The sequence below is a fragment of the Sphingobacteriaceae bacterium GW460-11-11-14-LB5 genome, assembly GCA_002151545.1.
GTDB lineage: Bacteria > Bacteroidota > Bacteroidia > Sphingobacteriales > Sphingobacteriaceae > Pedobacter.
Window position 1 is genome coordinate 6,100,476 of sequence record CP021237.1, and the last position, 25,847, is coordinate 6,126,322.

Consider the following 25,847-nt stretch of genomic DNA (forward strand, 5'->3'; position numbering starts at 1 on the left):
TGTTAGCAAGTAACAAAAAAGGCAACCATTGGTTGCCTCTTAAATTCTATTTTATTAAATGTTTAATCTGGATCAGTTCATGATCTTCAAGATAGCGCCATCTGCCACGAGGTAGGTCTTTCTTGGTTAAATTGCCATATACCACACGATCTAGTTTTTCTACATTGTAACCCAGGTGTTCGAAAATACGGCGAACAATTCTGTTTTTACCGCTGTGAATCTGGATGCCGATTTCTTTTTTGGTACCACCTGCCACATAAGAAATGTTATCAGGTTTAATCAATCCATCTTCCAGTTCTAAACCAAAAGCAATTTTGTTTAAATCGCCTTGTGATAAAGCCTTATCTAACTCAACATTATAAATTTTGGTGATACCGTTTTTAGGATGTGATAATTTATCCGCTAAATCACCATCGTTTGTCATTAATAATAAACCTGTGGTGTTGCGGTCTAAACGACCAACCGGATAAATACGCTCACGGCTTGCTTTGTCAACCAATTGCATTACTGTCCGGCGTTCCTGCGGATCGTCGGTAGTGGTGATGTAATCTTTTGGTTTGTTTAATAAAACGTAAACTTTTTTCTCGCGTTTCAATAACTCTCCGTTGTAACGCACTAAATCTTTTGCCGGGTCAACTTTATGCCCTAATTCGGTAATGGCTTCTCCGTTTACGGTAATAATGCCGGCAGCAATTAACTCATCGGCCTTACGGCGAGAGCAGATGCCTGCATTTGAAATATATCTGTTCAGGCGAATTAAGCCTTTATCTTCATTTGTTTTGCGGCCCTGGGTAATTACAGTCCGCTCCGGGCGGTTAAATTCTGTATCTCTTGGTTGGGCTTCCTCACGTTTTCTAAACGGACGGGTATCGCCTTCTCTCGGCTCTCTAGGCTTTACATCTCTTGAACTTCCAGCACTTGGCTTGAAATCATCTGATTTGCCCCTTGATTTGTACTCTTTGTAACCACCTTCTCTAGGTTTGAAATCTCTCGGTCCGCCATCTTTCGATTTGAAATCACGGTCGCCTGTTCTTGGCTTGTAATCTCTCGGTCCGCCTTCTCTGGATTTAAAGTCGCGGTCGCCAGTTCTCGGTTTAAAATCTCTCGAATCTCCATCCTTAGATTTGAAATCGCGTTCTCCTGTTCTTGGCTTATAATCTCTTGCACCACCTTCTCTTGGTTTAAAATCTCTGTCTCCTGTTCTTGGTTTGTAATCTCTCGATCCGCCATCTCTCGATTTAAAATCACGGTCTCCGGTTCTTGGTTTATAATCTCTCGATCCACCTTCTCTGGATTTGAAGCTGCGGTCTTCTGATTTTGAGTTGTTATCTTTTGATTTAAATTCGCGGTCTCCAAATTTGAATCCTTTCGACTCTCCATCTTTCGATTTAAAATCACGGTCTCCTGTTCTTGGCCTGAAGTCTTTTTTGTCTCCGAAAGATTTTGATTTGAAATCTTTACCGTCTGCGCTTCTGGGTTTGAAGCCCTCTTTTGAATCGGATGATTTTTTGAATTTGCTGTCTTTGTCGTCTGATCTTCTTCTGTCAGACCCGGCCGAACTACTTCTGCCTTCTGTTTTTCGACTGCCTGGTTTGGACTTGTCATCCCGACTGTTCCTGTTGTTTTTATTTATCATGATACGCTTTTAACCACATTAAAAATGCGGGTTGCAAATTTATGAAAAATTGATGAACATAACAATTTTCAGAGCGGAAAAATTAGATAAAAAAATAGCCTCTAAAATAGAAAAATTCGCCTGAAAATCAAAATTTAAAATCCACGTTTAAAGTACTTTAAGGGCTGATTTTGGAGGGTATTTTTGTAACTGTTTGATAATGTGCTTATTATTTTTTACCTTTGCCAACGTTTTTATATAAGTTCACCAAAAAAAGGAGGAAAATGTTAAAGAAACACATCGTACCATTTGCGGTAGTGGCAACACTATTTATCTTGGCAAAAGTGTTCGCTTACCAAATGCCCTTAGCACAAAAAAGTCTTTTAAAAGAAGAAAAATTAAACACTACAATACCCAAATCTGATAGCCTGGAAGTTGAAAGCGCGCAAAAGCCGCTATCTTTAATGGCACAGTTAAATTTTGCAGAAGAAACCCTGCCCTTAGGCGATAAAAAGGTAGAACGCAAAATGAAAAAAATCCTTGCAGCACACAGTTACGGAAATACACAAACCAATCAATTGCATGCGAAAGCAGCAAAATGGTTTCCGGTAATTGAGCCTATTCTCGCTGCGTACGGAATTCCCAACGATTTTAAGTATTTGGCCCTGGTCGAATCTGGAATGGCGGAAGGAGTTTCTCCAAAAGGTGCAGCCGGAATCTGGCAGTTTATGCCTGGCACAGCCCGTACCTACGGATTAAGAGTAAACGGAAATGTTGATGAACGCTATAATCTGCGCAAATCGACAATTGCTGCCTGCAAATACATTAAAGAAATGTATAAAGGTTTAGAAAGCTGGACCTTGGTAGCTGCGGCTTACAATGTTGGCGACGGACGCCTGCGCAAGCAGATCAATAATCAAAATCAGGATAATTACTACAAAATGAAGCTGAACCGTGAAACGGGTGGCTATGTTTATAAAGTGATTTCTATGAAACAGATTATGGAGCACCCGAAACGTTACGGTTACGAAAAACCGAGATTATTATTGGCCTACAACGCCGAGTAATATAATTAAGATAAAGACAAGCATTTGGTAAGGCGTCCCGGTTTTAAATCGGGACGCTTTTTTTTTGGAAACTGATCACACAGATTGTCGGATTACATAGATTTGTTTTTTTACTAAACGCTAACCACTAATTTTTTTTAGAGCTATAGATTGATAGGAGAATTTTTCATGCATCACGCTAACTAATGAACCAATGACCAATGAACTAATGACCAATGAACCAATAAATATTTAGCCGCGGAGGCACGGATCAACACGAAATAGTTTTACCATATGAGGAATAGAAGGTCATTTAAGTGTATGTGTGTCTAGATGCATTGGTCATTTATTATATGCTTTTCATTATTATCAAACACAAAATATCAAATCAGTGTTTTTCCTAAACCCTAAACCCTAAACCCTAAACCCTAAACCCTAAACCCTAAACCCTAAACCCTAAACCCTAAATCCTAAACCCTAAATCATACTAACCAATGACCAATGAACGATTGAACTAATAAATCAATTTCCTTTCTTTGTATTATGTTCAAACTGCGCATCAATAAAATCATCAATCAACCTGGCGATAACATTACCTTTCAATTTGAGGAGGTGGATGAACCATATCCGAAGTATCTGGCGGGTCAGTTTATTTCATTGATTTTTCAGGGAAAACATAAGGAAATAAGGCGATCATATTCTTTTAACAGCTCGCCTGATGTGGATGAGCCATTATCGATTACCGTGAAACGCGTAGAGAATGGAGAGATTTCCAGGTTTCTCCACCATAAAACTTCGGTAAATGATATTCTTTTGGCGCAGGAACCACAAGGGATGTTCAGCTATTTGCCAGATGAAAACTTAGAAAGAGATCTTTTTCTGTTCGCGGCGGGGGTGGGAATCACGCCATTATTCTCGATTTTGAAAACGGCTTTAGTGCGTGAGAAAAAATCGCTGGTTACACTGGTTTATAGCAATCGGTCGATGGAGGATGCATTGTTTTATGATGAACTGAGCGAATGGCAAAAAAAATATCCTGAAAGGTTAAAGATTGTATGGGTGTTTAGCAATAGCAAAAATCTAATGACGGCCAGACTGAACAAATTCTATATCGAAAAATTACTCAAAGAACATTTACATTTTGATCGGAATGATGCGCTGTTTTATAGTTGTGGACCAATTATTTACATGGATTTATGCCGGATTACTTTGCTGGGTGTGGGTTTCGATATCAAACAGATTAAGAGAGAAACCTTTGTGCTGCCGGAAGATGAGGTGGATGAGGATGATGGCTCTGCAGAAAAGGTGGTAGATAAAAATACCTATTCGGTCGTTTTAAATTTTAAAGGAGAAATTTATCACCTCGATGTGCCCTGGCCAAAAAGGATTTTGGATGTTGCGCTCGAAAATAAAATCAAACTTCCCTATAGCTGTCGTGGAGGAGTGTGTAGTACCTGTGTAGCCAACTGTACCAAAGGTGGCGTAAGAATGGATTATAATGAAGTACTTACTGATGATGAGTTGGAAAGAGGCAGGGTTTTGGTTTGTACCGGGCATCCAACGGAGAATGGAACAACGATAGCGTGGTAGATTAGTTCATTTGTTCACCAGTGCATTGGTTAGCCTGGTGCTCACAGTGGCATCGTCATCTCGAGTGGAGAGAAAACAGAGACGAGAGACTTTTTAATATGTTGGTTAGATTCCGCTTTAAACAATGGCCTTAAAAAATCAGGGATAAAATTTATCTACGTTATCACTTATATAAGCTAGCGCTGGATATTGGCTGCTGGCGGTTTTTCTTCAAAATATAAAACCATTGCATCATTTTAAGCGTTTGTGAGGTAGGGTGAAAATTTTTTTTACGCTTTTAATTTGTTTCTTCTCTTTACCTCTGATTTTCTTAGAAATAGAAGTTGAGATTATGACAATTAATCCTTAATCAAGATTGGTTTTGACTTTCATTTTGATAAAATTTTTAGCATTTTTGCGGATTGAAATTTTGTCTTTTTAAAGGCTCAATTTTGCCTCCAACTTTTAATAAAATATGAGCAATAAATCTGTCGACCTCGGTGAGCAAAAAGATGTAGAAGTATATGGCGCGAGGGTACATAATTTAAAGAATATAGATGTCAGTTTTCCGCGCAACCAACTTGTTGTTATAACAGGGTTAAGTGGTAGCGGTAAATCTTCATTGGCTTTTGATACCATTTATGCAGAAGGACAGCGCCGTTATATGGAAACATTTAGCGCTTACAGCCGTCAGTTTATGGGCGGGATGGAGCGTCCTGATGTAGATAAGGTTTCGGGACTGAGTCCGGTTATTGCCATTGAGCAAAAAACCACTAGCAAAAATCCGCGCTCTACCGTAGGTACCATCACCGAGATTTACGATTTTATGCGCTTGCTTTATGCACGTGTTGCCGATGCCTATTCGTACAATACCGGCGAAAAGATGGAGCGCATGAGCGAAGATCAGATTCTGCAGAATATCTTTAATAAATTTGATGGGGTAGCTGTGAATATCCTTGCACCTGTTGTAAAAGGCAGAAAGGGGCATTACCGCGAACTTTTTGAGCAGATTCGTAAGCAAGGTTATGTAAAGGTTCGCATAGATGGTGAAATAAAAGATATTACCGCTAAAATGCAGGTAGATCGTTATAAAATCCACGATATCGAAGTGGTGATTGACCGCCTGATTATTGATGTTAAGGATAAAAAACGCTTGCTCGATTCATTGCAGATTGCGATGAAGATGGGTAAAGGCGTAATCAAAATTAGCGACAAGGATAATAACGTTGCGCATTTCAGTAAGTTTTTAATGTGCCCAACTACGGGTATTTCTTACGATGAGCCTCAGCCGAACAGTTTTTCATTCAACTCGCCATATGGGGCCTGCGAGCGTTGCGATGGTTTAGGTTATATCTTCGTGGTGGATAAAGAATCGGTGATTCCGAACCCCAAACTGAGTATTTTAAATGGTGGTTTAGCGCCACTGGGCGAATATAGAGACATCTGGATGTTCCAGGTGTTAAAGGCCCTGGCTAAAAAATATAATTTCTCGCTTTCTACCCCGATCGAAAAACTGGGCGATGAAGTGATCAATATTATCTTAAATGGTACACATGACCTGATTAATGTGGCTGTTGAGTATAATAAATGGAACGTTCAGAATTATAATATCACTTTTGATGGTATTATTAAGATGCTCGAAGAGCAGAACGAAAAAAGGGGCGAGGCTGCGGTTGACGATATGGAGACTTTCCGTAAACTGAAAACCTGTCCGGAGTGTAATGGCGCCAGGCTGAAAAAAGAAAGTCTGCATTTCAAGGTGGATGGTAAGAATATTTTCGAACTGTCATCAATGGACATTTTTAACCTGCATAGCTGGTTTGAAAAAGTAGACGAACGCCTTACCGATCGCCAGAATATTATTGCAAAGGAAATTTTAAAGGAAATTAAAGCCAGGATCGGGTTTTTAACTGATGTGGGTTTAACTTATTTAACTTTAGATCGTACAGCGCGTACACTTTCTGGTGGCGAGGCGCAACGAATCCGTTTGGCTACACAGATCGGCTCGCAGTTGATGAACGTCATGTACATCCTCGACGAGCCAAGTATCGGTTTGCACCAGCGTGATAACGAACGTTTGATTAATGCACTTAAAAATCTTCGTGATCTTGGAAACACCGTTTTGGTGGTAGAGCACGATAAGGATATGATTTTGGAAGCCGATTGGGTAATTGATGTCGGCCCGGGAGCAGGTATTCATGGCGGAACAGTAGTGGCAGAAGGGACTGCAGCACATATTTTAAAATCGAAAACCTTAACTGCCGATTACCTCAACGGCAGAAAGAAAATTGAAACACCAAAAACCCGTAGAAAAGGCAATGGACATAAACTTTCGATTGTTAAAGCAACCGGTCATAACTTAAAAGAGGTTTCGGTAGATTTTCCTTTGGGTAAATTTATTGCCGTAACAGGTGTTTCGGGTAGTGGTAAATCCAGTTTGATTACCGAAACTTTGTATCCTATTTTAAATCATCATTTCTTCAGGGCGAAAAAACAACCTTTGCCTTACGAGAAAATTAATGGGTTAAAAGAAATTGATAAGGTAATTGAAATTGATCAGGCACCTATCGGCAGAACGCCACGCTCAAATCCTTCTACTTATACGGGAGTGTTTTCTGACATCAGAAATCTGTTCGTGCAGTTGCCTGAGGCAAAAATCCGTGGTTACAAGCCGGGTCGTTTCTCTTTTAACGTAAAGGGTGGTCGCTGCGAAACCTGTCAGGGTGCAGGTTTAAAGGTAATCGAAATGAATTTCTTACCTGATGTGCAGGTGCCTTGCGAAGAATGTGGAGGGAAAAGATATAACAGGGAAACTTTAGAAGTTCGTTTCCGCGGAAAATCGATTAGTGATGTGCTGGACATGAGTATCGAAGATGCCTGTAATTTCTTCGAAAATATCCCCATCATCTACAGGAAGATTAAAACATTGAAAGATGTTGGTTTAGGTTACATTACTTTGGGGCAATCGTCGGTTACCTTATCAGGAGGAGAGGCACAGCGTGTTAAACTGGCTACCGAACTTTCTAAAAAAGATACCGGAAAAACCTTCTACATATTAGATGAACCTACAACCGGACTTCACTTCGAAGATATTAATGTGCTTTTGGGCGTGTTACAAGAACTGGTTGATAAAGGAAATACCATTTTGGTAATCGAACATAACTTAGATGTGGTGAAAGTAGCCGATTGGGTAATCGATTTAGGTGAAGAAGGTGGTGCTGGTGGCGGAAGGATTTTATTCGAAGGTACACCGGAGGGTTTAATCCAGAATCCGATCAGCTTAACCGGAAAGTTTTTGAAAAAGGAAATGGATTGGGAGAAGGGGTTTGAAGAGTCCGGAGTCAGTAGTCCGAAGTCCGAAGTCAAAGCGTCCAGGAAGAAGAAATAATCCGAGTTTGGAGGTCAGAATGATCAAGGTAACAGGTTTTAACGATCGTCATCCTGAACTTATTTCAGAGGCTATTTCAATTGAATGGTTTTGTCATCCTGAGCCTGTCGAAGGACCTGATTAAATTTGTGTTAAGTGTTTCGACAAGCTCAGCATGACGAGCGTATTAATTTAACTAATCATTACATCTTCCATCTTACATTACCCATTTTACATTATACACATGATTTTCACCGATACCCATACCCATTTATATTACGAGCAAGATGCGGAAAAACAGAAGCAATTGATGGAGCGCTGTTTTGAGAACGACGTTAACCGTTTGTTTTTGCCCAATGTTGATGTGAAATCGATTGCCATGATTGATGACCTGGTCGCGAAATATCCGGCAAACTGTTTTGCCATGGCTGGTTTGCACCCTTGTGATGTGAAAGAAGATTACCTCAGCCAATTAGACGAAATTTACAACAGTATTTCCGGGCGTAAAATTTATGCCATTGGCGAAATTGGCATCGATTTATACTGGGATAAAACTACTTTGGCGATTCAGCAAGATGCTTTTCGCAAACAGATTGGCTGGGCAAAAGATTTAGGTTTGCCGATTGTGATCCATTGCCGCGAAGCTTTTGATGAGGTTTTCGAATTGTTGGAAAGTGAAAGGGATGAAAAACTACGTGGGATATTCCATTGTTTTACCGGCAATTTAGCACAGGCAAAGCAGGCCATCGATTTAAATTTCTATTTAGGTATTGGTGGCGTGGTTACTTATAAAAAAGCCGGATTGGACCTGGTATTATCCGAAATTCCTTTGACTAACCTGGTTTTAGAAACAGATTCGCCTTATCTGGCTCCGGTTCCTTTCCGTGGTAAACCCAATGAGAGTAGTTATTTGATTTATGTTGCCCAAAAACTGGCCGATATTTACGGCGTTTCTATGGAAGAAATCGCAGATGTAACTACTGAGAACTCGAAGAAAATTTTCGGAGTTTAAGCATTAGTTTATTACCTGGCCATCATGCTGAATTTAGTTCAGCATCTTTATAGCCAGATTTTGAAACAAGTTCAGGATAACAACTATATCGAATTTCTTGTATTGCAAAATGATGGCTTAAAATTTATTATATTGGCAATATATTAACGATTTTTGGCTTTTTTGTTGCTAAATTAAAAATACAGACTCGCCATTTGTAATTTTTTAGTTTCTTTGTGGTGAGCAACCTTCACCAACCAAATGACCAAAATACTTATAATTTATACCGGTGGAACCATCGGTATGGTTAACGATCCTACAAATGGGATGTTAATTCCATTTGATTTTCAGCAGATAAAAGAAAACGTCCCTGAGTTAAGCCGTTTAGATTACGATTTAGATGTGCATTCCTTCAATCCGGTATTGGATTCGTCAAACATGGATCCTGAAATATGGAAAACCTTAGCTGAACTTGTTTATCACAAATATGATGCGTACGATGGTTTCGTGATCCTCCACGGATCTGATACCATGGCTTTTACGGCTTCGGCATTGAGCTTTATGCTCGAAAATCTGGCTAAACCTGTGGTGTTAACCGGATCTCAGCTTCCAATTGGCGAAATCAGAACAGACGCTAAAGAGAACTTAATTACTGCTTTAGAAATTGCAGCCACCAAAGAAGATGGAAAAGCCCTTTTTCCGGAAGTCTGCATTTATTTTGATGCACAATTATTCAGGGGTAACCGCTCTATCAAATACAACAGCGAAAAGTTCGAGGCTTTCCGCTCGCCAAATTACCCGATACTTGCCGAAGCAGGCGTTCACTTGCAATTTCATCGAAACTATATCCTAAAAGCTACAGAAGGGGAATTGAAATTGCACACCAATTTTAATTCAAATATCGGCGTGCTGAAATTATATCCTGGCATAACGCCACAAGCCGTTCAGGCGATAACCGATTCGAAAGTAGATGCCATTATTTTAGAAACTTTTGGCTCTGGCAATACCACAACGGCGCAATGGTTTTTAGATAGTCTGCGTCAGGCCATTTTGAATGGGAAGATCATTATCGACATTTCTCAATGTAAAAAAGGTTCGGTTCAGCTAGGCCGCTACGAAACCAGTAGAGAACTATTGAAAATGGGCATTTTAAGTGGTTATGATTTAACTTTCGAAGCTACGGTAACCAAATTAATGTTCGTTATGGGCTTAGGTTTATCCATAGAAGAAAGCCGTAAATTAATGGAAGAATCGTTGCGTGGAGAGCTGACTAAAGATTAGCGCTAGTCGGGATTTATAATCCCGTCAATAGAATTAAGGATTTGCAATCCTTTACGCTAATAAGGTCGGAATTGCAAATCCCGACCAACAAAAAAACGCCCAAATCAATTGCAGTTGGCTATTTGTAGTTAGCCGTTTTGTATTACCATAAGTAAAACTTCTGCAATTATGACCAACATCATTTCGGTTATAAGTATTTAGCCTTATTTTTGCTAGCAAAGAGGTATAAGGTGTAGGGTTTAAGGCGAAAGGTGATGTCTTGATACCTGATCCTTAACAACTCGATACTTATTAAACATGAAAATAGAACAAATATATACAGGTTGCCTGGCAGAAGCCGCTTATTACATCGAAAGTGATGGCGAGGCTGCAATTATTGATCCGCTAAGAGAGGTTGGTACTTATTTAAGGAAGGCCGAAAAAGCAGGAGCAACCATAAAGTATATTTTCGAAACGCATTTTCATGCCGATTTTGTTTCTGGCCACGTAGATCTCGCAGAGAAATCTGGTGCCGAAATTATCTATGGCCCAACGGCTAAAACAGAATTTAAATCGCACATGGCCAAAGATGGCGAGCAGTTTAAAATCGGTAAACTAACTATAACTGCATTACACACCCCCGGACATACTTTAGAATCGACCACTTATCTGTTAACCGATGAAAATGGAAAAGATCACTGTATTTTTAGTGGCGATACCTTATTTATTGGTGATGTTGGTCGCCCGGATTTAGCACAGAAAGGCCATTTAACGATGGAAGATCTGGCAGGAATGCTTTACGATTCGTTGAATGAGAAAATAAAACCTTTAGCGGATGATGTAATTGTTTACCCGGCGCACGGCGCAGGTTCTGCCTGTGGTAAAAGCATGAGTAAAGAAACTTTCGATACTTTAGGGCATCAGAAAGAAGTAAATTACGCTTTAAAAGCGACAACCAAAGAGCAGTTTATTGCAGAAGTAACGGATGGCATTATGCCGCCACCGCAATATTTCGCCAAAAATGCAGCCATTAATAAAGGTGGTGTAGAAAGTATTGATGAGGTTTATGAAAAAGGTTTAAATGCTTTAACACCTCAGCAATTTGAAGATACCGCAAACCAAACCGGTGCCATCATGCTGGATACCCGCGATCCGCAGGTTTTTGCTAAGGGATTTATTCCAAATTCGATTAATATTGGTCTTAATGGACAGTTTGCACCTTGGGTTGGTGCTTTAATTACCGATTTACAGCAACCAATTTTATTGATTACTGATCAGGGTAAGGAAGAAGAAACCATTACCCGTTTAACCCGCGTAGGTTACGACAGTACCATTGGTTATTTAGATGGTGGTTTCGAAAGATGGACAGATGCCGGTAAGGAAATCGATACCATTCAATCCATCTCTGCAGCGGCATTTGAAGCAGCCAGTCTTAACGGAGAAATTACGGCACTGGATGTGCGTAAACCGGGTGAATATGAATCAGAGCATCTGGAATTTACGCTGAGCCGCCCGTTAGATTTTATAAACGACTGGACTGGCGAAATCAATCCGAAAGCTACTTATTACATTCACTGTGCAGGTGGTTACCGCTCGATGATTGCCGCATCTATTTTAAAATCGCGTGGCGTAGAAAATGTGATTGATATTGCTGGCGGTTATGGTGCAATTAAAAATACCGGTTTAAAAAGAACCGATTTTGCATGCCCGAGTAAAGCAATGAAAATTTAATAACAAGCAATTGTCACATTGAGCTTGTCGAAATGCCATCAAGGTTCTTCGACAGGCTCAGAATGACAACCTAAGATATAACCATTTGGCAAATCAAAATCATTACGACGTATTAATTATCGGTGCCGGCCCAATAGGTATGGCGTGCGCTATTGAAGCTCAAAAGGCAAACTTAAGTTATGTAATTGTAGAGAAAGGTGCTTTGGTGAACAGCTTGTTCAACTATCCTGTATTTATGACCTTCTTTTCTACTTCTCAAAAATTAGAAATTGGAGGCGTGCCTTTCGTAACCATTAGTCCGAAACCTAACAGAAATGAAGCGGTTGAATATTATCGCCGTGTGGCTGAAAAGTTTGATTTAAACATCCATCTTTTCGAAAGTGTAAAGCAGGTGGTTAAAAACGATAGCGATGTTTTCGAAATCAAGACTTCAAAAACGGATTATACGGCCAATAATGTAATTGTGGCGACCGGTTTTTATGATGTTCCTTTGTTGATGAATGTTCCGGGAGAGGATATGCCAAAAGTGACGCATTATTATAAAGATCCACATTTATACGCCTTCCAGAATGTTGTAGTAGTTGGCGCCAATAATTCAGGGGTAGATGCGGCTTTAGAAACCTACCGAAAAGGTGCAAACGTAACGATGGTGGTTCGCAGTGGCGATCTGGGCCCTCATGTTAAATATTGGGTTCGGCCGGATATCCAGAACAGGATTAAAGAAGGAGAAGTTAAAGCACTTTTCAATTCTGAACTGGTTGAAATAAGAGCGGGAGAAGTAGACATCAAAACACCAGAAGGGATAAAAACCATTCCAAACGATTTCGTAATTGCCATGACGGGTTATCAGCCAGATTTTAGTATGCTAAGAAAGTTTGGTGTCGAATTGCCCGAAACACTTTGCCCGGCTTATAACGAAGAAACCATGGAAACCAATGTAAAAGGTTTGTATCTGGCTGGTGTAGTTTGTGGTGGATTGGATACGCACAAACTTTTTATCGAAAACTCAAGAGTTCACGCCCAAATGATCGTGAAGAATATTTTGGGTTAAATTTCTTACGAAGTTTAGCCAGAGGATTAGCGATGGAAAAACTTCGGAAGTCTCTTAAGCTATATTTCTACCCCGATCGTCATGCTGAACTTGTTTCAGCATCTTTCCAGTTATACAGGCCCTGAAATAAATTCAGGGTGACGACCCCTCTTTGGAAATCATAATTATAATCAATGTACTGGCACTTTCAGCGTACTCCCCACAAAACCTTCAATAGCCTTTTCTACACCTGGTAAATCCTTCGAAGTAATATACGATCCCATTACATGGTTTCCTGCATTTGGTATGGCTTGTTTTCTTTTTAAATTATTCGGCGTACCGAGTTCATCAAACATTTTCAGCATGGCATCTACACGCACTACAGGATCTTGTTCGAGTTCATTTTTATAGTAATAGAGCATTAATACTGGCTGTTTTACCTTTTGGAAAGTTGCTTTTACCATACTGCTCTCGATAAATTCTTCCAGCTCTACTAACGATTCGAGGCGATAATTGGTGTACCAGTATTTTTTATACTCGTCAGTGCGGTCGTCTACTTTACGTTCATCGCCACCAACAACTTTTCTGGCAATCTGTAAACCCCAGGGATTGTTCAGGAGCCAGGCATTTTTATCGTTAATCGCTACATTTGGCGATAACAAGATTAAACTGTTAATCTCCGGATAGGTTGCCGCTAATTTTAAGGCTACCGTTCCGCCGGTAGAAGTACCCACCAGGATTACTTTTTTGCCCAGTTTTTTGCCAATGGCATAAGCCTGTTTACTGGTTTCCCAAAGGCGATCGGCGGTAAAATATTGCATAGGCGCAAGCGTATCAATGCCGTGGTCGGCCAGCCGGGCCAGGTATAAATTCGCATTTAATTCTTTAGCTAAATTTAAATGGACCGGATTGCCTTCTGTTTTTGATGCGGAGAAACCATGAAGGTAAACAATGGCATATTCGGTTTGCTGATGAAGACTATCGGCCCAGATGATTTCGGCTTCATTGCCTGGTTTGATTTTGTGCATCGATTCGATACTGGCCACATAACGGTCTAAATCTTCCAGATCGGGAACCTGGCTAAGTTCTTTGTTATAAACCGGTTTTTTGGGTTTTGGTCCCATTAAATAGCCTGCAACAATTAATGCCGAAAGGCCAATAAGTACTTTGTAGCGTTTTTTCATATGCGGCACCGAATGTTGGTTTAAATGTAAAATTTGAAATTAAATAAAGCTAATATTTTTGAGGAATTAATTATCGTGCGGAAAGGTTTTGTCCGCAATACCCTTCGTAATTAAACCTGATAGCGCCAAATAGCCCACAGCCCGAAGCATGAGGGCGAGGACTATGGACAATAGCAGGACGAAAGATGATCAGGATTACGGCTATTGCTTTTCAAATGCTGAATAATACGACTACACATTACCTTTTTATGGGAAATTAGCTTAAGTTTGCAATCAAAATTTTTCGACTTAATGCCGGGAATCGAACAGATAAAAACACCTATTGCTGCTGATATTAAAGCGTTTGAAAAAACCTTTAAAGAATCTATGCATAGCGACGCACCGTTGCTGGATAGGATTACCCATTATATTGTAAAGCAAAAGGGCAAACAAATGCGACCAATGTTCGTGTTTTTTGCGGCTAAACTATGCGGTGGAATTACAGAATCAACCCATCGCGGAGCTGCTTTGGTAGAGCTTTTACATACGGCTACTTTAGTGCATGATGATGTGGTAGATAATGCTTACGAACGCCGTGGTTTTTTCTCTATTAATGCTTTATGGAAAAACAAGATTGCCGTTTTGGTTGGCGATTACCTGCTGGCTAAGGGATTGTTGCTTTCGGTAAACAATAACGAGCACCGTTTGTTACAAATTGTATCGGAAGCGGTGAAACAGATGAGTGAAGGCGAATTGCTGCAGGTAGAAAAGGTGCGGAGGATGGATATTTCGGAAGATTTATATTTTGATGTGATCCGGCAGAAAACGGCTTCTTTAATTGCTTCCTGTTGTGCTGCGGGTGCTGCTTCGGCAGGTGCGGATGATGAAACAATAGAAAAAATGCGTCTGTTTGGAGAAAAAGTAGGAATTGCCTTTCAGATTAAAGACGATACCTTCGATTTCGGAACGGATGATGTAGGTAAACCTTTGGGAATTGATATTAAAGAGAAGAAAGTAACGCTGCCTTTAATTTATGCACTGAATAAAGCCGAAAAAACGGAACGTAAAAAAATAATCAACCTGGTGAAAAACCACCAGGACGATCCGGTTAAAATTCAGCAGATCATCGATTTCGTAAATGCCCACGAAGGTGTGTATTATGCCAACCAGAAAATGCTGGAATACCAGAAAGAAGCATTTGATATTTTGCATAGTTTTGAGGCAGGCGAAGCACGAACTGGTTTAGAACAACTTGTACTGTACACCACTGAACGTAAAAAATAATGGGTAACGAATTACTTTTTAGCTTAGGTTTTCTTCTTTTTATTGCGCTTATCCTGGCTTTAGACCTTGGTCTTTTTAGCAGGAAAGAGCATGTAGTGAGCTTAAAACAAGCCGGCATTATGAGTTTAATCATGGTGGCTTTGGCCATCGGTTTTTACTTTATCTTATTAACAGAAGGGCATCAGCTCCATGGAATAAAAGATTTTGCACACCTCAGGGAAATTGTAATTAACCATCAGCATCATATTAAGCTAATTCCTGATGATTTTGAAGGCAGTTTAGCGATTTATAGACAAAACCTCGGCTTAGAATTTTTGACGGGTTATGTAATTGAGTATGCACTTTCAGTAGATAATATCTTCGTAATTGTACTCGTTTTTTCTGCCTTTGCCGTTGAAGAAAAATATTATCACCGCGTATTGTTCTGGGGCATTTTGGGTGCCATTATCATGCGTTTCATCTTCATTTTTGTCGGCGCAGCACTGATTGCAAAATTTGCCTGGATACTATATTTGTTTGGTGCTTTCCTTGTTTTTACGGGCGTAAAAATGTTCTTCAGTAAAGATGAAGATGACAAGATTGATCCCGAAAATCATCCCGTGGTTAAATGGGCTTCGAAAATATTTTCTATCCACCCTAAGTACGAGGGGAAAAAGTTCTTTGTAAAAATCAACCATAAAACACTGGTTACGCCATTGTTTTTGGTGCTGCTGATTGTTGAATTTACCGATCTGTTATTCGCGGTTGATTCTATTCCCGCTATTTTTGCGGTAACAAAAGATCCTTACATCGTATTCTTTTCTAACATTTTTGCCATCATGGGTTTACGTTCTATGTTCTTCCTGTTGGTTAATATCATCCATAAATTCCACTATTTAAAAACCGGATTAGCGGTATTATTGGCATTTATCGGGGTGAAAATGTTGGGGCATACCTATCTGGAGAAATGGGGTTTCACTACTGAACATTCCTTAATCGTGATTCTGAGTATCCTGGTGATTAGTATTGTGGCTTCGCTGGCCTTCCCAAAGAAAAAAGTGCATGTAAAGCCTTAAGGCTATCATCAAAGGTATTTACTGCTAAAATATTTTGACCACCTAAGTCACCTTAGTGCATTCAAGCTTTTTATGGTGCAAATCATTAGGTGAGGTAACTGTACTTTGCTGTGTGGCCTGGCAGATTTTCGTAGGAAAAAGCACAAAAATCTTTGCAGTTTCACTAATACTTCCACAGGCCAAGGCAGTGTTTAAGCGAGTGTGATGGCAACGAGGTTAGGAAAGAGCCTATAGACTGTCGCAATTGAGATTTTTGTAGTTTTTAACAAGAAAGGATGCAAGCCTTGATCTTTTGTTTCTTTTCTATCAAGGGAAAAGAAAGAGCCCGTCGGCGGCGGTGAGCCGAGGCATGGTTGTGGATGGGGAAAAGACTGTTAATTCTTTTTCTTGGGATAAAAATATACTTTTCTGATATTACCCAAAAGCAAAATATACGTTACAGCTAGCAATCTCATGCTAAAATTTGTACTTTCAGCAGATAAACTATTATTCTTAATGAAATACCTTTTCTCTGCAGCGCTTCTTTGTACCGCTTTATTTGCAAATGCCCAGGATAAATTCGGTGATGTTTTTGCCAAAATTAATACTGATGTTCAGCAAAACTCAAAAGCTTATCAAACACTTAAATATGAAACCGAAACCATCGGTCATCGTTTAACAGGTTCTGCAAACGGCGCAAAGGCAGAGCAATATGCTTTTGATTTATTAAAATCTTATGGTTGTGAAGTGAAATTCCAACCGTTTGAAGTGGAAAGCTGGGCAAGGAAAACCATCAGTGTAGAAATTGGTCAAGATAAAAACAGCCTGACTAAAATGAAAGCCGTTACGCTGGCACATTCGCCGGTGAGTGCAGATGTTACAGGTGACATTGTAGACGCGGGTAATGGACTGGAAGCAGATTATCAGGCCAGTCCGGAGAAGTTTAAAGGTAAAATCGCCCTGATTTATTTAGGGGTGTTGCCAGGCTCTCCAGCCGGAACCAAGTCATTGCACCGATCAGAAAAAACGGCTATAGCCACAAAATATGGTGCAATTGGTGTCATCATCATCAATACCGTAAAAGGTGGCGTACTTTTAACCGGAACCGCTTCGGTAACTGGTAAATTAATCTCCATACCAGCTATTTGTATTGGACTGGAAGATGGTATGGCTTTGAGAGAAAAAATTAAATCGCAGCCACAGATCGCGCACATTGCTATGACCAATTTCTCTGGTTTGATCAAAGCCAGAAACGTAGTGGCTACTTTTAAAGGGACTGAATTACCTAAAGATAAAATTGTAGTGGGCGGACATTTAGATAGCTGGGATTTATCAACAGGCGCAATCGACAATGGAATAGGTTCTTTTGCCATTATGGACATGGCACGTACTTTTAAAAAGCTGAATTTAAAAACCAAACGTACGGTAGAATTTGTATTGTTTATGGGCGAAGAGCAAGGTTTGTTAGGTTCTAAAGCTTATATCGATCAGGCTAAAAAAGACAAAACCTTAAACCAGGTGAAGTTTATGTTGAACTACGACATGACCAACGATCCTAAAGGTTTTTCTACCTCGAGAGCAGAAATGAAAGAACTGTTTTCTGCCTGGGGTGCTGATATTGTGAAAATAGATACCGGTTTCAAAAATATGTTTAATGCAGGTGCAGGTTTACACAGCGATCACCAGCCATTTATGTTAGAAGGTATCCCTACTGGTGGCGGTTTTGGTGGTAAACTGCCGAATAATTCCGGACCTTTTTATCACTCAGACGGTGATAGCTTTAAACTGGTAGATGAGCAGGAACTTAAAAATACCGTTCGTTACAGCGCCATGTTAACTTATGCTTTAGCCAATACCCCGAAAATTCCTGTAGGTGTTCAGGGCGAAGAAGAATTAAGAACTTTCTTGGAATCGCAGAACCTAAAGGAGCCCTTGAGTATTGCCGGCGAGTGGAGGTGGAAATAACCGTTAGTTGATTACACAGCTATTGGGTTTGCACAGATATAATAATTAATTCGCGCAAGATCATATGTCATTTCGATCGTAGTGGAAAATCTTTCTTTGTGTAGCACTCGTTTTAACCCTTGCTAAATAGTTTACAATGTAAGCCACTTAAATGTTACATACCCGTATTTAAACTCATATAAGCCACATGGTGAAGCTTAATTCAATGTTAAAGCGTTATTATTTTTATTCCTGAAAGTGTTAAAACGGGACTTAGTTTTTGACTATGTGGTTGTTAGTCATATATTTGTTTTAGTCCCAAACAAAAAATCAGAGTAAAAATGAACAGAAAACGGAACAAAACAACCGTAATTTTTGTAAATAAAAATCAAAGTTCAAGCAAACCCATCCAAGTTCCAACAGCTTATGTCGTACACTGGAAAAAGTATATTCTAGGTATTCTTGGTCTGTTTTTAATCCTCATTGCGAGTATATTTTACCTCGTCCGAAGTAATTCCAGCATCGAACTCGCCAAGGGTAAACTCGAAATGGCACTTTTAAAAAGTAAAGACAAATTATCGGTTATCGATACTTCTTCGCTAAAAAAGCATTATCAATCAATCGATAAAAAACTGCTGACCATTAACAAATACTTAAAGGCAAGAGGACTAAAGCCAATTTTAACAGGCAACGAAGGTGGAGAAGAAAGTGATGAGATCTTATCGGCTGAAGAAATTGGTGAGTTTTACGATAACTACCTAAGTAAAATTGCCTATAACATAGCTTATACCCCAATGGGTTACCCGCATTTAGGTACAATCACCTCAGGATATGGTCACCGTGAAAATCCTTTCAGTGGCGAAAATGTGGAGACACACAAAGGGCTAGATATTAGGGCTAATTATGGCGACATTGTAAAAAGTACAGCAAATGGTAAAGTGATTTTTGCCGGCCGAAGGGGCGGTTATGGCAATTGCATTGTGATTAAACACGGCAATGGCTTCGAAACCTATTACGGCCACCTCTCTAAAATTTTGGTAAAGGTTGATGAGAATGTAATAGCTGGCCATAACATTGGCAAAGCCGGTTCAACAGGGCGATCAACCGGGCCTCATTTACATTATGAAGTACACAAAAACGGTAAAGTTATCAATCCAAGATCCTTTTTAACCTTGTAAGAACATGTTCAAGAAAAACAACCAAATTAAAGACTTAAACCAGCAAGAAATTTCAACCCTAATCGGCCTTGGCTTTACCATTACCGGTGAATTAAAGGGAAAAGCAGTAATCAGGATCGATGGTACTGTAATTGGAAACGTAAATGTGGAAGGTGGTATTGTTTTAGGCGAAAAGGGCATGATTAAAGGCGATATCCAAACGGGCTCTGCCATTATTTATGGTACCGTTAACGGAAACGTAAAAACCCAAAACCTGGAAATAAAAAAGACAGGTAAAGTTAATGGCGACATTAAAACAGATACCCTGGAAATTGAGCTGGGTGCCCAGTACAACGGAAAACTGGAAATGCACCAATCCAGCAAAACAGAAGATAAAGTTGCGGCAAAAGTTTAGGCCCTATCTATTGGTTGGTGTCTCACCAACCAAAATTAGACAGCGATATTACCAACATCAGCATTAGCCGCTAATATAGCTTTCCAGCTGCGAAATGGTCTGTTTCTGATCAGCAATGATAAACTTCACCACATCCCCGATGGAAACCATTCCTTTTACTTCGTTATTTTCTACAACAGGTAAATGACGGATGTGTTTATCGGTCATCAGCTCCATGCAATAATCAATACTGTCGCTTAAATTAATGGTGATCGGGCTGGCCGTCATGGCTTCTTTAATCAGGGTATCTTTTGATGATTTACCCTGAAGAATAATCTTCCGGGCGTAATCGCGTTCCGTAAAAATGCCATGCAGCCGGTCGTTTTCCATGACCAATACCGCGCTGATGTTCTTTTCTGTCATTACTTTTAAGGCATCTAAAACAGAAATATTTTCTGATACCGAGATAATTCGTACCTGTTTGGTATCTAACAAGTGTTTTACGCTTTTCATAACTGTTAATTTGATTATAACAATTTAAGAAATAATTAGCTGGATATCAAAGTTTTATTTTAGGTTGATCTCTGCTTTACAAACGGAGCACAGTTTTATGTAACCTAAACCTGAAAAGAACGTCAGCCTCCGTCCCGATTTTACATCGGGATTCTATCGGAGCTATAGTGTATGGCAGAACCAAGCCAAACCTAAGCACTGCTGGTTTTGCTTTTCAATTACATTTTATCCAACTAATAATAAATATTTATCAATCTTTAAGTGGTTTTGCATCTATAGTGGTCTGCAGAGAACCGTTGGACGAATTCTTGGCTGAAGCTAGAAGTCCTGTTGTAATTTTACCAACTGAGAAAGATCTCCTGATAACACAATTAAATCTGAATCTTGAAGCTACAAAATTAGAGGTCCAAGTAAGGTTTAAATCTTTGACAGGCCCATTTTTGTCGAAATCTAATTGTTCCCCAGCACCAAGATTGCTACCAGAAATTTTCTCAGTTTGAGTTGATCCATCTGGTTTGGTAAAACTTATTTCAGCTTCGAAATTTTCAGGCAGTGATGTTGGTTGTACCCAGTTGTTTTGTCCATCAAGGTACCCAACTTGAACTTCGTAAGCTATAGTTACATAACTTGATTCATACGGATATTTTTTGCAGCCGAAGAGAGAAACTGCAATTAAGAGGGTCGTTACTGTTTTTTTCACGGCCAAAATTAGTCATAAATTACTGGCTAATTCAAAGCCGACTTAGGAATTCATTACCGATTCTTCCGATACTTGGTTTGTTGTATTTTCTTTTTAAATTTACCTTTTGTCTTAATGGCCTGTAAATCAAAGTTTTATTTTAGGTTGATCTCTGCTCTACAAACGGAGCACAGTTTTATGTAACCTAAACCTGACAAGAACGTCAGCCTCCGATTCCTCATCGGAGCTATAGTGTATGGCAGGGCAGAACCTGACCTAAGTACTGCTGGTTTTGCTTTTCAAATTATGGGCTATCTCTTCAGGTGTATTCCGGCTTGGCCATAAGATTTTTGAATATAATCGTAAATAGATTTTACAATCCGTAAACCACCTTGTGCTTTTAATTATTTGGCTTTCACAAAGGGATGTGGTAACTTTGCATCACATTTAAAAACAAATAATTATGTCATCAGTAGAGACAACTTATATCCCTTACAAAGTTAAGGACATTTCACTGGCAGAATGGGGCCGTAAAGAAATCGGATTAGCCGAAGCAGAAATGCCAGGTTTAATGAGTTTACGTAAAGAATTCGGTCCAACACAACCGTTAAAAGGTGCGCGTATTGCAGGTTGTCTGCACATGACCATCCAAACGGCTGTATTAATCGAAACATTAACTGCACTGGGTGCTGAAGTTACCTGGTCATCTTGCAATATTTTTTCTACTCAGGATCATGCTGCTGCTGCAATTGCTGCTGCTGGTATTCAGGTTTATGCCTGGAAAGGTTTAAATGAAGAAGAATTCGACTGGTGTATTGAGCAAACTTTACACTTCGGTCCGGAGCAACAACCATTAAACATGATTTTGGATGATGGTGGCGATTTAACCAACATGGTTTTTGATAAATATCCTGAGCTAATTGCAGCCATTAAAGGTTTATCAGAAGAAACCACTACTGGTGTTCACCGTTTGTACGAAAGAATGAAAAACGGAACATTGCACTTACCTGCAATTAACGTGAACGATTCGGTAACCAAATCTAAATTTGATAACAAATACGGATGTCGTGAGTCATTGGTTGATGCGATCCGTCGTGCAACTGATGTAATGATGGCTGGTAAAGTGGCTGTGGTTTGCGGTTATGGCGATGTGGGTAAAGGTTCTGCAGAATCATTAAGCTCACAAGGTGTACGTGTTATTGTAACTGAAATTGATCCAATCTGTGCTTTACAGGCTGCAATGGAAGGTTATGAAGTGAAAAAATTAGCTACTGCAATTAAAGAAGCAGATATTGTGGTAACCACGACTGGTAACTGTGATATCGTTCGCGAACAACACTTCAGGGCATTAAAAGATAAAGCGATTGTTTGTAACATCGGTCACTTCGATAACGAAATCGATATGGCTTGGTTAAACGGTGCTTATGGCGATACTAAAGTAGAAATTAAACCTCAGGTTGATAAATATACCATTGATGGTAAAGATGTGATCATCTTAGCTGAAGGTCGTTTGGTTAACTTAGGTTGCGCAACTGGTCACCCAAGTTTTGTAATGAGTAACTCATTCACCAACCAAACTTTGGCTCAGTTAGAGCTTTGGACCAACACTGCTGCTTACGAAAACAAGGTTTATACTTTGCCTAAGCATTTAGATGAAAAAGTTGCCCGTTTACACTTAGAAAAAATCGGTGTAGAACTAGATGTTTTGGATCAACACCAGGCTGATTATATCGGTGTACCGGTAGAAGGTCCGTTCAAAGCAGATACTTACAGGTATTAGTCCTGAGTCTTCGGTCGAGAGTCTGGAGTCGATATTGTTTAAGAGGGATGTGCAGATTTGCATATCCCTTTTTTTATTTCCTCCGGTTTATCGGAGGGTGTCCTTAGTTGTTTTTTTGAAAACGTAAGTTCAGTGCTCTTCGGAGCTTTCAGCCCTGCTGTTCATTCCAATCTTTTTGTTGTCATCCTAAGCATGGTCGAAGGCACAACAAAAAGTATATCCATTTCTATCAGGTTTATTTTACAGCAGATTGTGGTTCTTTTGCTGCTTAAAACTTACATTTGGAAAAAGAAAATACGATGAAAAATTTAATATTTGCATTAGTTCTTGGTGTATTTGCAGTTTCTGCACATGCACAAACCGCACCTCAAAAAGCTGCAACAGCAAAAGTAATCACCAAACAAACGGTAGATATTGCCTGTGGCGAATGCCAGTTTAAAATGAAAGGTAAAGATTGCGAGTTAGCCGTGAAAATAGATGGTAAACCTTATTTCGTTGATGGGAAAAATATCGACGATTTTGGCGATGCCCATGGCGAACATGGCTTTTGCAATGCCATAAGTAAAGCAGAAGTGACCGGCGAAATTGTGAATAACCGCTTCAAAGCCAAAGAAATCAAGTTGTTGCCGGTTAAGAAATAGTTCAAATAAACCGTCATTGCGAGAAGGCTTTTTCAGCCGACGAAGCAATCTTAATGATTTAGCCGTGAAGCGATCGTTTTAAGATTGCTTCCCAGGAAGGTCGGGACAGGCTGTCGTACCTTCTCGCAATGACGATCATAAGAAGAGGTTAAAAAAAGCAGGTTATTCAAATTCCTTTTCCAAACCCTGTCGTAAATCGAACAGCAGCCATTGTTTGTTTTTCACATCTGCCTGCCTGGTTTTTAATAACTGGATAAAATCTTTCACGCCGATTTCTTCATTTCCGTTGCCGTGGATCAATACAATGCTACCTGCATTTGGCTGTTGTCCTTTGGCCAGCCAGGCATCGCTTCCAATCGGGATTAATCCATAGGCCTCAATTTTTTCTAAAATAGCCTGATCTGATACCAAACCTGGAAAACGAAAAAATACAGAAGGTGTCAGGCCATTTCTGATCATCAGTTTCTCGTTTTCCAATACTTCTACATCTAAATTAGTACCTGAGGCCAATAGAAAGTTTTCAGCTAAGGGTAACTTATTCACCTCGTGGTTGTAGGTATGGTTTACCCAGGTAATATTCAGTTCTTTTTTCGCAACCAGACTTTTCAGCCAGTTCAGGTCATCCTGGTGTTTTAACATCCATTTACCTGAAACCGAAATTGCGAGTGGCGCAGGCTGTTCTATCTTTTTAAATTCATCAAAAACAGATTGAAAAATAATCCTGTCGAGAGCTTTATGCGATGGACAAAGATCGATGGTTAAGGTTATGCCCTTTTCATTCGGAATGGCATGATCGATCCCTGCATTTTGGAGCTGTAAATCTTTAGCTGCTGCGGCTTCGATTGATTTAATGTAGGCCGTATTTTTAAAAATGGCCAATACATTCTGAAACTGTAAACTACTTGTCGTGTAATTACTCGCCAAGTCGATTTTTGTATCTAAAGTTTCAGGATCAACCAACAGTAAATACTTTTGATTATTTGCGGTGAAACTTCTAAGCCCGATCAGTTTTTGGCCAGCATGAGTGGCAACCGCAAAATTTACTTTGTAACGTTTAACATCATCAAAATTCTGTCCAAAAATTTCAATGCTTAAAAAACAAATACCAAAAATAGTGAGGAGCAAAGATTTAGATAACTTCATATTTCCTTATTTAAAATCTTTCTAATTTAAGCCAAATCCATTATCTTTACAAACATCGCCATGAACAAAGAAAAAGTAAAATTATGGTTTAAGCGGGTAGGGCTGATTGGGTTTTTATTCTTCCTGATTAAAGGATTAATATGGCTTGTGGTATTCTACTTTATTGGCAAAAACGTTACTTAAATTAGTTCATTGGTCATTAGTTCATTTGTTCACTTGTCATTAGTTCAATAGTGATATACCAATTGCATAATTAAGTCTTCTAAGGCAAGCGTCATCCTGAACTTGTTTCAGGACCTTACTTTAAATATTTTCTAAAGCTTTAAACTCAGGTGCACTCCGGTGACTAAGGTGGTTCAATAATAATAGGATTTGGCAAGCTATGTTGATCTATTCTTAATGACCTTAAATCCTTAATGTTGAAAAGGAAAATTACCTAAACGTAAACAGCATATTCGCTAAGAAATTCCACACAAACAATTCCATAACTAAATCTTCTAAGATATGCGTCATCCTGAACTTGTTCCAGGACCTTACTTTAAATATTTTCTAAAGCTTGAAACTCAGGTGCACTCCGGTGACTAAGGTGGTTCAATAATAATAGGATTTGGCAAGCTATGTTGATCTATTCTTAATGACCTTAAATCCTTAATGGTGAAAAAAAATTACCTAAACGTAAACAGCATATTCGCTACGGAATTCCACACAAAAACTATTGCATAATTAAGTCTTTTAAGATAAGCGTCATCCTGAACTTGTTCCAGGACCTTACTTTAAATATTTTCTAAAGCTTGAAACTTAGGTGCACTCCGGTGACTAAGGTGGTTCAATAATAATATTAGGCAAGCCTATTCTTAATGACCTTAAATCCTTAATGTTGAAAAGGAAAATTACCTAAACGTAAACAGCATATTCGCTACGGAATTCCACACAAAAACAATTACATAATTAAATCTTCTAAGGCAAGCGTCATCCTGAACTTGTTTCAGGACCTTACTTTATAATATTTTCTAAAGCTTGAAACTCAGGTGCACTCAGGTGACTAAGGTGGTTCAATAATAAATTAGGTAAGCTATGTTGATCTATTCTTAATGACCTTAAATCCTTAATGGTGAAGACAAAATTTACCTAAACGTAAACAGCATATTCGCCAAGAAATTCCACACGAAAACAATTACAATCGCAAAAAATTTAGCCACATAAAAATTAGTGCCATTTTTCCTTTGATGGAAGAGGTAAATGATAAAGGTGTTTAGCCCCAAACCAATTAAACTCACCACTAAAAACTTGCTGAATTCCGTTCCCCAATGACTATTGGTGCTTTGGAATGTCCATACGCGGTTAATGAGGTAGTTATTGGTTACCGCCAAGGTAAAACCGATTGCATTAGCGATGTATTTGTTTATCTTGATTTTCTCCTTACATAACCAGGTTGCACCGAAATCGATTGCCATTCCGAGGAAACCTGTTAATCCAAATTTTAAGATGCGGAAAAATAAATCCATG

At 39.3% G+C, this 25,847-nt stretch carries 20 protein-coding genes; 14 read left to right on the top strand and 6 right to left on the bottom strand.

The window, feature by feature from the left end; translation table 11 throughout:
- Positions 1-46: 46 nt before the first annotated feature.
- Positions 47-1,636 (bottom strand): pseudouridylate synthase, encoded by a 1,590-nt coding sequence (locus CA265_25065; protein ID ARS42755.1) that lies wholly within the window; start codon positions 1,634-1,636, stop codon positions 47-49.
- Between the two features lie 263 nt (positions 1,637-1,899).
- Between CA265_25065 and CA265_25070 the strand changes: the two genes are divergently transcribed.
- From CA265_25070 to CA265_25100, 7 genes are all read left to right on the top strand, one after another.
- Positions 1,900-2,682: a murein transglycosylase gene (locus CA265_25070; protein ID ARS42756.1), complete on the top strand. Its 783-nt coding sequence runs from the start codon at positions 1,900-1,902 to the stop codon at positions 2,680-2,682.
- A gap of 522 nt (positions 2,683-3,204) precedes the next feature.
- On the top strand, positions 3,205-4,251 hold the full coding sequence (locus CA265_25075; protein ARS42757.1) for a phenylacetic acid degradation protein: 1,047 nt from the start codon (positions 3,205-3,207) through the stop codon (positions 4,249-4,251).
- A 454-nt stretch (positions 4,252-4,705) separates the two neighbouring features.
- On the top strand, positions 4,706-7,618 hold the full coding sequence (locus CA265_25080; GenBank protein ID ARS42758.1) for an excinuclease ABC subunit A: 2,913 nt from the start codon (positions 4,706-4,708) through the stop codon (positions 7,616-7,618).
- A gap of 223 nt (positions 7,619-7,841) precedes the next feature.
- Complete coding sequence (locus CA265_25085) at positions 7,842-8,609, top strand: hydrolase TatD (protein ID ARS42759.1); 768 nt, start codon at positions 7,842-7,844, stop codon at positions 8,607-8,609.
- Positions 8,610-8,849: 240 nt separating this feature from the next.
- Positions 8,850-9,869, top strand: a complete 1,020-nt coding sequence (locus CA265_25090) for an L-asparaginase 1 (protein ID ARS42760.1) — start codon at positions 8,850-8,852, stop codon at positions 9,867-9,869.
- Positions 9,870-10,166: 297 nt separating this feature from the next.
- Positions 10,167-11,579, top strand: coding sequence for an MBL fold metallo-hydrolase (locus CA265_25095; GenBank protein ID ARS42761.1), 1,413 nt, complete (start codon positions 10,167-10,169; stop codon positions 11,577-11,579).
- Between the two features lie 85 nt (positions 11,580-11,664).
- On the top strand, positions 11,665-12,630 hold the full coding sequence (locus tag CA265_25100; protein ARS42762.1) for a hypothetical protein: 966 nt from the start codon (positions 11,665-11,667) through the stop codon (positions 12,628-12,630).
- Positions 12,631-12,800: 170 nt separating this feature from the next.
- Here CA265_25100 and CA265_25105 read toward each other — a convergent pair whose 3' ends face one another.
- Positions 12,801-13,793 (bottom strand): alpha/beta hydrolase, encoded by a 993-nt coding sequence (locus CA265_25105; protein ARS42763.1) that lies wholly within the window; start codon positions 13,791-13,793, stop codon positions 12,801-12,803.
- A gap of 291 nt (positions 13,794-14,084) precedes the next feature.
- Here CA265_25105 and CA265_25110 point away from each other — a divergent pair, with 291 nt between their 5' ends.
- The 5 genes from CA265_25110 to CA265_25130 all read left to right on the top strand — a co-directional run bounded on the left by CA265_25110 (position 14,085) and on the right by CA265_25130 (position 19,606).
- Positions 14,085-15,056, top strand: coding sequence for a polyprenyl synthetase (locus CA265_25110; GenBank protein ID ARS42764.1), 972 nt, complete (start codon positions 14,085-14,087; stop codon positions 15,054-15,056).
- Positions 15,056-16,111, top strand: a complete 1,056-nt coding sequence (locus tag CA265_25115; GenBank protein ID ARS42765.1) for a hypothetical protein — start codon at positions 15,056-15,058, stop codon at positions 16,109-16,111. The genes CA265_25110 and CA265_25115 overlap by 1 nt, the downstream gene beginning before the upstream one ends.
- Positions 16,112-16,606: 495 nt before the next feature.
- Complete coding sequence (locus CA265_25120; protein ID ARS42766.1) at positions 16,607-18,055, top strand: aminopeptidase; 1,449 nt, start codon at positions 16,607-16,609, stop codon at positions 18,053-18,055.
- Between the two features lie 320 nt (positions 18,056-18,375).
- Positions 18,376-19,212: a hypothetical protein gene (locus CA265_25125; GenBank protein ARS42767.1), complete on the top strand. Its 837-nt coding sequence runs from the start codon at positions 18,376-18,378 to the stop codon at positions 19,210-19,212.
- Positions 19,213-19,216: 4 nt separating this feature from the next.
- Positions 19,217-19,606 (top strand): hypothetical protein, encoded by a 390-nt coding sequence (locus CA265_25130; GenBank protein ARS42768.1) that lies wholly within the window; start codon positions 19,217-19,219, stop codon positions 19,604-19,606.
- 63 nt (positions 19,607-19,669) lie between these two features.
- Here CA265_25130 and CA265_25135 read toward each other — a convergent pair whose 3' ends face one another.
- Together CA265_25135 and CA265_25140 are read right to left on the bottom strand one after the other, a co-directional pair.
- On the bottom strand, positions 19,670-20,098 hold the full coding sequence (locus tag CA265_25135; protein ID ARS42769.1) for a histidine kinase: 429 nt from the start codon (positions 20,096-20,098) through the stop codon (positions 19,670-19,672).
- Between the two features lie 250 nt (positions 20,099-20,348).
- Entirely contained in the window at positions 20,349-20,804 is a 456-nt protein-coding gene (locus CA265_25140) for a hypothetical protein (protein ARS42770.1), read from the bottom strand.
- Between the two features lie 436 nt (positions 20,805-21,240).
- Between CA265_25140 and CA265_25145 the strand changes: the two genes are divergently transcribed.
- Complete coding sequence (locus tag CA265_25145; protein ARS42771.1) at positions 21,241-22,557, top strand: adenosylhomocysteinase; 1,317 nt, start codon at positions 21,241-21,243, stop codon at positions 22,555-22,557.
- Between the two features lie 299 nt (positions 22,558-22,856).
- The gene (locus CA265_25150) at positions 22,857-23,198 is read left to right on the top strand and encodes a hypothetical protein (protein ARS42772.1); all 342 of its coding nucleotides are present in this window, start codon (positions 22,857-22,859) and stop codon (positions 23,196-23,198) included.
- Between the two features lie 162 nt (positions 23,199-23,360).
- Here CA265_25150 and CA265_25155 read toward each other — a convergent pair whose 3' ends face one another.
- Positions 23,361-24,341, bottom strand: coding sequence for a polysaccharide deacetylase (locus tag CA265_25155; GenBank protein ID ARS42773.1), 981 nt, complete (start codon positions 24,339-24,341; stop codon positions 23,361-23,363).
- A gap of 1,124 nt (positions 24,342-25,465) precedes the next feature.
- A complete protein-coding gene (locus tag CA265_25160) occupies positions 25,466-25,846 on the bottom strand; it encodes a glycosyl transferase family 2 (GenBank protein ARS42774.1) in 381 nt (126 codons plus the stop codon).
- Position 25,847: the final 1 nt, after the last annotated feature.

Bases quoted from the DNA above. Each gene is read 5' to 3' on its own strand.
- CA265_25065 (ARS42755.1), bottom strand. From the start codon at position 1,636: ATGATAAATAAAAACAACAGGAACAGTCGGGATGACAAGTCCAAACCA.
- CA265_25070 (ARS42756.1), top strand. From the start codon at position 1,900: ATGTTAAAGAAACACATCGTACCATTTGCGGTAGTGGCAACACTATTT.
- CA265_25075 (ARS42757.1), top strand. From the start codon at position 3,205: ATGTTCAAACTGCGCATCAATAAAATCATCAATCAACCTGGCGATAAC.
- CA265_25080 (ARS42758.1), top strand. From the start codon at position 4,706: ATGAGCAATAAATCTGTCGACCTCGGTGAGCAAAAAGATGTAGAAGTA.
- CA265_25085 (ARS42759.1), top strand. From the start codon at position 7,842: ATGATTTTCACCGATACCCATACCCATTTATATTACGAGCAAGATGCG.
- CA265_25090 (ARS42760.1), top strand. From the start codon at position 8,850: ATGACCAAAATACTTATAATTTATACCGGTGGAACCATCGGTATGGTT.
- CA265_25095 (ARS42761.1), top strand. From the start codon at position 10,167: ATGAAAATAGAACAAATATATACAGGTTGCCTGGCAGAAGCCGCTTAT.
- CA265_25105 (ARS42763.1), bottom strand. From the start codon at position 13,793: ATGAAAAAACGCTACAAAGTACTTATTGGCCTTTCGGCATTAATTGTT.
- CA265_25110 (ARS42764.1), top strand. From the start codon at position 14,085: ATGCCGGGAATCGAACAGATAAAAACACCTATTGCTGCTGATATTAAA.
- CA265_25115 (ARS42765.1), top strand. From the start codon at position 15,056: ATGGGTAACGAATTACTTTTTAGCTTAGGTTTTCTTCTTTTTATTGCG.
- CA265_25120 (ARS42766.1), top strand. From the start codon at position 16,607: ATGAAATACCTTTTCTCTGCAGCGCTTCTTTGTACCGCTTTATTTGCA.
- CA265_25125 (ARS42767.1), top strand. From the start codon at position 18,376: ATGAACAGAAAACGGAACAAAACAACCGTAATTTTTGTAAATAAAAAT.
- CA265_25130 (ARS42768.1), top strand. From the start codon at position 19,217: ATGTTCAAGAAAAACAACCAAATTAAAGACTTAAACCAGCAAGAAATT.
- CA265_25135 (ARS42769.1), bottom strand. From the start codon at position 20,098: ATGAAAAGCGTAAAACACTTGTTAGATACCAAACAGGTACGAATTATC.
- CA265_25145 (ARS42771.1), top strand. From the start codon at position 21,241: ATGTCATCAGTAGAGACAACTTATATCCCTTACAAAGTTAAGGACATT.
- CA265_25150 (ARS42772.1), top strand. From the start codon at position 22,857: ATGAAAAATTTAATATTTGCATTAGTTCTTGGTGTATTTGCAGTTTCT.
- CA265_25155 (ARS42773.1), bottom strand. From the start codon at position 24,341: ATGAAGTTATCTAAATCTTTGCTCCTCACTATTTTTGGTATTTGTTTT.
- CA265_25160 (ARS42774.1), bottom strand. From the start codon at position 25,846: ATGGATTTATTTTTCCGCATCTTAAAATTTGGATTAACAGGTTTCCTC.